General features: G+C 55.1%; 1 rRNA gene. It reads left to right on the top strand.

The features are described from left to right. Positions 1–341: 341 nt before the first annotated feature. Positions 342–1,714, top strand: a 16S ribosomal RNA gene (locus tag ABD652_RS13915); the annotation flags it as partial.

Here is a 1,714-nt window from a genome sequence, read left to right as displayed (position 1 = left end):
TCTTCGCGGTTTTCACCGGGTTCTCGGCTTCGCTGAGGCGGAGTTGACATGGTGAGAACGGATGATCTAAGATAGTAAAGTTGCTTCGGAGCGATCCGGAAAGTTTGCTGGGACGAAAGCGTTTCAGGGTTTGGCTTTCTGGTGGTGCCGTGAGCATCTGTTGTTTGAGAACTCAATAGTGTGCCAAGTATGTTGATACCAAATATTTATTTGGTTGTTGCAGCGCTTGCCACCCCCGTGGTGAGTGTTGTGAGCAGCTTTGGATCACGTCATACGCATGGTTACTGGGTCTTGTTTTTCCGGCAGGGTCTGGTGGTTGTGCGGTGATCTCTTTCATGTTTTTGATGGAGAGTTTGATCCTGGCTCAGGATGAACGCTGGCGGCGTGCTTAACACATGCAAGTCGAACGATGATGCCGGGTGCTTGCACCTGGCGGATTAGTGGCGAACGGGTGAGTATCACGTGAGTAACCTGCCCTTGACTCTGGGATAAGCCTGGGAAACTGGGTCTAATACCGGATATGACCAGTCCTCGCATGGGGTGCTGGTGGAAAGATTTTATCGGTCTTGGATGGACTCGCGGCCTATCAGTTTGTTGGTGAGGTAATGGCTCACCAAGGCGATGACGGGTAGCCGGCCTGAGAGGGTGACCGGCCACACTGGGACTGAGACACGGCCCAGACTCCTACGGGAGGCAGCAGTGGGGAATATTGCACAATGGGCGCAAGCCTGATGCAGCGACGCCGCGTGCGGGATGACGGCCTTCGGGTTGTAAACCGCTTTCAGCAGGGAAGAAGCTTTTTGTGACGGTACCTGCAGAAGAAGCGCCGGCTAACTACGTGCCAGCAGCCGCGGTAATACGTAGGGCGCGAGCGTTATCCGGAATTATTGGGCGTAAAGGGCTCGCAGGCGGTTTGCCACGTCTGCTGTGAAAGCCCGGGGCTTAACTCCGGGTGTGCAGTGGGTACGGGTAGACTAGAGTGCAGTAGGGGAGACTGGAATTCCTGGTGTAGCGGTGAAATGCGCAGATATCAGGAAGAACACCGATGGCGAAGGCAGGTCTCTGGGCTGTTACTGACGCTGAGGAGCGAAAGCATGGGGAGCGAACAGGATTAGATACCCTGGTAGTCCATGCCGTAAACGTTGGGCACTAGGTGTGGGGAACATTCCACGTTTTCCGCGCCGTAGCTAACGCATTAAGTGCCCCGCCTGGGGAGTACGGCCGCAAGGCTAAAACTCAAAGGAATTGACGGGGGCCCGCACAAGCGGCGGAGCATGCGGATTAATTCGATGCAACGCGAAGAACCTTACCAAGGCTTGACATGGACCGGATCGCTGCAGAGATGTAGTTTCCCTTCGGGGCTGGTTCACAGGTGGTGCATGGTTGTCGTCAGCTCGTGTCGTGAGATGTTGGGTTAAGTCCCGCAACGAGCGCAACCCTTGTCCTATGTTGCCAGCACGTAGTGGTGGGGACTCATGGGAGACTGCCGGGGTCAACTCGGAGGAAGGTGGGGATGACGTCAAATCATCATGCCCCTTATGTCTTGGGCTTCACGCATGCTACAATGGCCGGTACAGTGGGTTGCGATACTGTGAGGTGGAGCTAATCCCTAAAAGCCGGTCTCAGTTCGGATCGAAGTCTGCAACTCGACTTCGTGAAGTTGGAGTCGCTAGTAATCGCAGATCAGCAATGCTGCGGTGAATACGTTCCCGGG

This window comes from Nesterenkonia halobia, assembly GCF_039536005.1.
Classification (GTDB): Bacteria; Actinomycetota; Actinomycetes; order Actinomycetales; family Micrococcaceae; genus Nesterenkonia; species Nesterenkonia halobia.
The sequence above is the reverse complement of the archived record's forward strand: the minus strand, read 5'-3'. Positions and strand labels throughout refer to the sequence as shown.